5 protein-coding genes are annotated in these 5017 nt (G+C 26.4%); all 5 read left to right on the forward strand.

Annotation, left to right across the window (positions count from 1 at the left end; genetic code table 11):
• Positions 1-511 precede the first annotated feature (511 nt).
• The 5 genes from VJ881_11510 to VJ881_11530 all read left to right on the forward strand — a co-directional run bounded on the left by VJ881_11510 (position 512) and on the right by VJ881_11530 (position 4979).
• Positions 512-1240 carry a GGDEF domain-containing protein gene (locus VJ881_11510; protein HKL76682.1) on the forward strand — a complete coding sequence of 243 codons (729 nt, stop codon included), beginning with the start codon at positions 512-514 and terminating at the stop codon, positions 1238-1240.
• A 144-nt stretch (positions 1241-1384) separates the two neighbouring features.
• Entirely contained in the window at positions 1385-2389 is a 1005-nt protein-coding gene (locus VJ881_11515) for a ParM/StbA family protein (GenBank protein ID HKL76683.1), read from the forward strand.
• A 15-nt stretch (positions 2390-2404) separates the two neighbouring features.
• Positions 2405-3127 (forward strand): hypothetical protein, encoded by a 723-nt coding sequence (locus VJ881_11520; protein HKL76684.1) that lies wholly within the window; start codon positions 2405-2407, stop codon positions 3125-3127.
• A gap of 5 nt (positions 3128-3132) precedes the next feature.
• Positions 3133-3663 carry a hypothetical protein gene (locus tag VJ881_11525; GenBank protein HKL76685.1) on the forward strand — a complete coding sequence of 177 codons (531 nt, stop codon included), beginning with the start codon at positions 3133-3135 and terminating at the stop codon, positions 3661-3663.
• Positions 3664-3932: 269 nt separating this feature from the next.
• Complete coding sequence (locus VJ881_11530) at positions 3933-4979, forward strand: hypothetical protein (protein ID HKL76686.1); 1047 nt, start codon at positions 3933-3935, stop codon at positions 4977-4979.
• The last annotated feature ends 38 nt before the right edge of the window (positions 4980-5017 follow it).

Here is a 5017-nt window from a genome sequence, read left to right on the forward strand (position 1 = left end):
TATCGACTATATATTATATTTACTATTAGGTAGTGGATTAATATATTTATCATTTTTTTATTTTTTAAGCTATAGAAATATAGTAAATATGTATAAAACCATGGAGTATATTTCTTATATCATTTTTTTTATTGGTTTTTGTTTAAGTTATTTTTTTAATAGTAGTAAAGTTTTTTTTATATTACTTATAATGGTTTTTTTACAAATAATTGATTATCAATGGGTAACACAACATATTTTTAGAGATATAAATTTTCAATTATATAGTAAAATTATAATAAATACTATATATATATTTATACCTATTAACCTTATATTTTTTTCCTTTTTTAGAGAACGGGGTATATTATCATTTTGGGGTTTTTCAAAGTTAATTGTTATCTTGGGGCAGGGTTTAGGATTATGTATAGCTCTAAACAAAAATTTAAAGCATGTTAGCACAAATAACAGTTTAAAATTAATTTCTTGGAATTTTCTTAATTTAGCTAATATGGACTATCATAGATATTTAATGTTATTTTATTTTTTTGTTGTTTTCTTAATTTTAATAATAAAAGAAAAAAATGCGGCAAATAATTCTTTTGTCTTATTATTAATAGCTTTTATAATTTCTTTAAATTTCGTAAATGATTATGGTCTAAATATTTTACCGCTATTATTTATTATATCAGCTATAATTTTAATTTTTGCTATTATAAAATCTGCTTATATTCTGGCTTATAAAGATGAATTAACTGGTTTAGCTTCCAGAAGGGCTCTTGATGGTGAATTATTAAAACAGGGTAAAAATTACTCGATAGCCATGCTTGATATTGATTTTTTCAAAAAATTCAATGATAAATATGGTCATGACATTGGAGATCAGGTTTTGCAGATGATAGCTGTTCATATCAAAGAAACTGGTGGAGGAGCAAAAGTTTTTAGATATGGTGGAGAAGAATTTACACTTTTATTTCCTGGTAAAACCGTAGATGAATGTATTGAACATCTTGAAGATTTAAGAAAAAGAATCGCTGAGAGACCTTTTTATATTCGAGGAGAAAATAGACCTCAAGAAAAACCTCAGCTGCAGAAGGAATATAATAAATCAGGTAGTACTAAAAAAGAACAAATAACAGTAAGTATTGGTGTTGCAACAAAAACTAAAGAGCTCAAGAAACCAGAGGAAGTTATTAAGGCTGCCGATAAAGCTTTATATAGGGCCAAAAATAAAGGCAGAAATCAGGTTTGCAGACAATAATAAGAAAAAATAAATATTATATATAGTCTCTCTTTTGAGATTTTTTTATTGAAAAATACCAATAAAAAGCAGGAAATAAGCAAATTTCAAAGAAATAACAAATATAAAGGAAAAAATTTTTCTATATAATAGGGGTGAAAAATTATGGAAATGTTGGACATTGTTGGTTGGGATAACGGTTTTGGTTATGAAAAGATAATTACTAAAGATAATAAGGTGAAATATCCTTCAGTTATTCATCAACCATTATTAAATAATTTTCTTGATATTAATGCTGATACTGTTTTTAGTGAAGAGAATATGCTGATAAATTATAAGGGTAATGATTATTATGTAGGTAACAAAGCTATTCAACAATCAAGTTCTGGTGGGAGTAGTAAATTTACTAATGATAAATTCAAAGAGGACTCTGAATTAGTTAAATTTTTGGCTGGCTTAGAATTAATGGTTAATAACACCAATGAAATTAAGATAGAAAATCTTGCTTTAGGATTACCGAATGTAAGTAATTTTAGGAAATTGAAAAAAGAAATTATCGATACTTATTCCGGGCAGAAATTTAAATATTCAGTAGTTGGCCGAGGTGAAAGAGAAGTTTTTATAGACCAGGTTGTATGTTTTCCTCAAGGTATTGGAGCATTTTATGATGAAATACTTGATATGCAGGGTAATTATGTAAAAAAAGAAATGTTAAATTCCCGTTATGGTTTAATTGATATAGGTGTAAAAACAGTAGATGTCTTTATTGCTGAGGGAACTGATGTTATCCGTGATACAGTTTTTAATTTGCAGAAAGGCATTGTCAATGCTTATAAACAGGTAGCTGCTAAACTAGGGGTACCATTTAATATTATCCAGGAAAATTATATAAAAGGTAATGACAGAATTTACTATGATGGTGAACATTATATAAAAAATGATTGTGATATGGCTTTTAAAAATCTTGCTCATACCATTTATGATGAAATTCAAATCAACTGGAGTGAACACATGAGCAGAGTTGAATTTATTTTATTATGTGGTGGGGGTTCTGTTAGTTTAAAAGAAAATCTTGAAGATTTATTTTCCAAAAAAATTATTATGATTGATGACCCTCAATTTAGTAATAGTAGAGGCTATTATAAATTGACAAAAATGCATAAAATTTAAAGGGGGGTGATTCAATTGCAAATTGAGTATATATTATTTATTGTTGGTATATCTATTTTACTTCTTTCCTTATATTTAAGTTATAAATTGGAAAAGAAGCAGAGAAAAAACAATTCTAATGACAAGGTGTTAAAAGAGATAAAAGAATTAAAAGAGTTATATCAAAAAAATGAGAATGATGAAAATATTAAAAATGAATTAGATGATTTTTATCAAGTTTTAGATGATTTGTATGAATTAATAGAACATAATTTGGATACAACTAATGATTATGTGAAAGCCACTAAAAATAAGTTTGAAGAATTTATAGAAATAAAAAGTAATCTAAAAGATTTTAAAAATGATCTATCTAATACTTTAAATGATTTGGAAAGAAAAATAGATAATATTGAGAATGAAATTGAGAGTGAAGAAATAACTAAAAATATAGAAAAAAACATAGAAGATGAAAAGTCAATTAAAAATAATGAAGATAATGGTGTAGATGATGCAGATAAAGATAATCAAAATAAAAATGAATCTAATCTCAATAAATCTAATGAATCTTTAGACTCTGATCTTGAAACTACAGAGTCTGATCTTGAAACTACTGAAAAAAACCAAAATAACAAAAAAGAATTATATAAAAAAATTAAAAAAATGAAAGAAGAAGGAAAAGATATTGTTGAAATTGCTGATAAAATAGATATGGGTATTAGAGAAGTTGAGTTATTCTGGAAAGTCAATTCACGGGGGTAATAACTATGAGAAAAGATGTTTTATTTGTTCTGGGCAGTGTATTAATTATTATATCGGCATTATTACTAATATTTGATAGTTCTAATCCCCCTTCATCTGCTTATAATCAGGAAGCACAGTTAAATTCATATGATTACTTGCAAAAAATAAATGAAGAAAAAACTAATAAAATAATAAATGAAAGTTATTTATCAGATTATGATAATGTAAATTTGATTTTTTCAAAAAGTGATACAAAGTCTCTGGAAAATATCCAGTATAACTTAGAAAACGAAAAAGTACAGTGGATGGATAATAAATTGATTATAGCTGAGGAAGGAAACAGAGAAAAAGAAATAAATTTAAAAATTAAATATGGCTTAAATGGTAGTGAAATTTCTTCATTACTTGTAGATAAAAATCTTATTAAAGATAAAGAGAAATTTATTAAGTTATTGTTAAAATTTGATATTGATAGAAAACTTGTGGCTGGAGACTATACTTTTAATCCCCACTCAACACCGGTGGATATATTATTATCTATAACAGGTGAATAAATTGGATATATTTAAATTTACATAATGAGCAAAAATATAAACAGATCAGGCTGGGTTTGAGCAATAAGACTCAGCTTGATCTGTATTTTTATGTTTAAATATAATTTTTTAATCAATTAAATAAAAGGTGGATATTATGGTGATGGAGTAGCCTATTTAAACCTAATCGGCTGATATTGCCAATAAAGGTAGTTAATCATATATTCTGATAATTAATAAAAATATGTTTTTTACGATATATAATATAAGTGATAAAAAGACAATAGGAGGTGAGAAAAATAGAAATCACAGGGCACAATATAAATATGTCTACTCAATGGAAAAAAGAAGCTATTTATCGTCGTGAAGAGAGTATGAAAATATCTGCTATTAGAGTTAAGGTACCGGAAAATGATGATAAGCTTTCAATAACATCTCAAGCAAAAGATTTAATTGACAAAAATAGTAATAAAGTTAATGGTAAAGAAAAAGTTGATGAAAATAAAGAATTAGAAATAACTTTATCTGAAGAAGATAAACAAAAAATAAGAATATTAGAAGCTTTTTTATCTAAACTAACTGGAAAAGAAATAAAAATCAAAATACCTGTTTTTGTTAAAGAAAAAGGTAAGATGTCGAAGAAGAAAAAAGCACAGGCTCCAAATACCAGAAAATCGTGGCAGATAGAATATAAGTTACATGAATCATATCAAGAAAGTGAAAAGTTGAGTTTTTCTTCAACTGGAAAAGTAAAAACAGCTGATGGTAAAGAGATAAACTTTGATGTTAATTTAAAAATGAGCAGAGAATATGCTGTTGAAAAGAATCTAAATCTAAAAATCTCTAATGGTGAGCCAGTTGATCCTTTAATTATTAACTACTCTGGTAAAGCAGCTGATTTTAAAAAGACAAGTTTTGAATTTGATCTTACTGCTGATGGTAATTTAGAACAAATACCTCAATTAAAATCAGGTAGTGGTTATTTGGTATTAACTGATGATAATAAGGTTGATAATGGGTCAGAGCTTTTTGGACCTGAAACCGGTAATGGATTTGATGAATTAGCAGAATATGATGAAGATAATAATGGCTGGATAGATGAAGGTGATTCAGTTTTTTCTGATTTAAAAATTTGGACTAAAGATGAAGAAGGTAATGATGAGTTATTTGCCCTTACTGATAAAGATATTGGTGCAATTTATTTAGGAAATATTGATGCTCCTTATAGTCATAAATCAGCAGATAATCAGAGTCTGGCAGTAAATAAAGAATTAGGTTTATATTTAAAAGAAAGTGGTCAGGCAGGTACAATCCAGGAAGTAGATCTGATTGTTTAATCTAAATATGTTTTGTTGGAGGAAAATAAATATATGAA

The organism is Halanaerobiales bacterium (assembly GCA_035270125.1).
Lineage (GTDB): Bacteria > Bacillota > Halanaerobiia > Halanaerobiales > DATFIM01 > DATFIM01.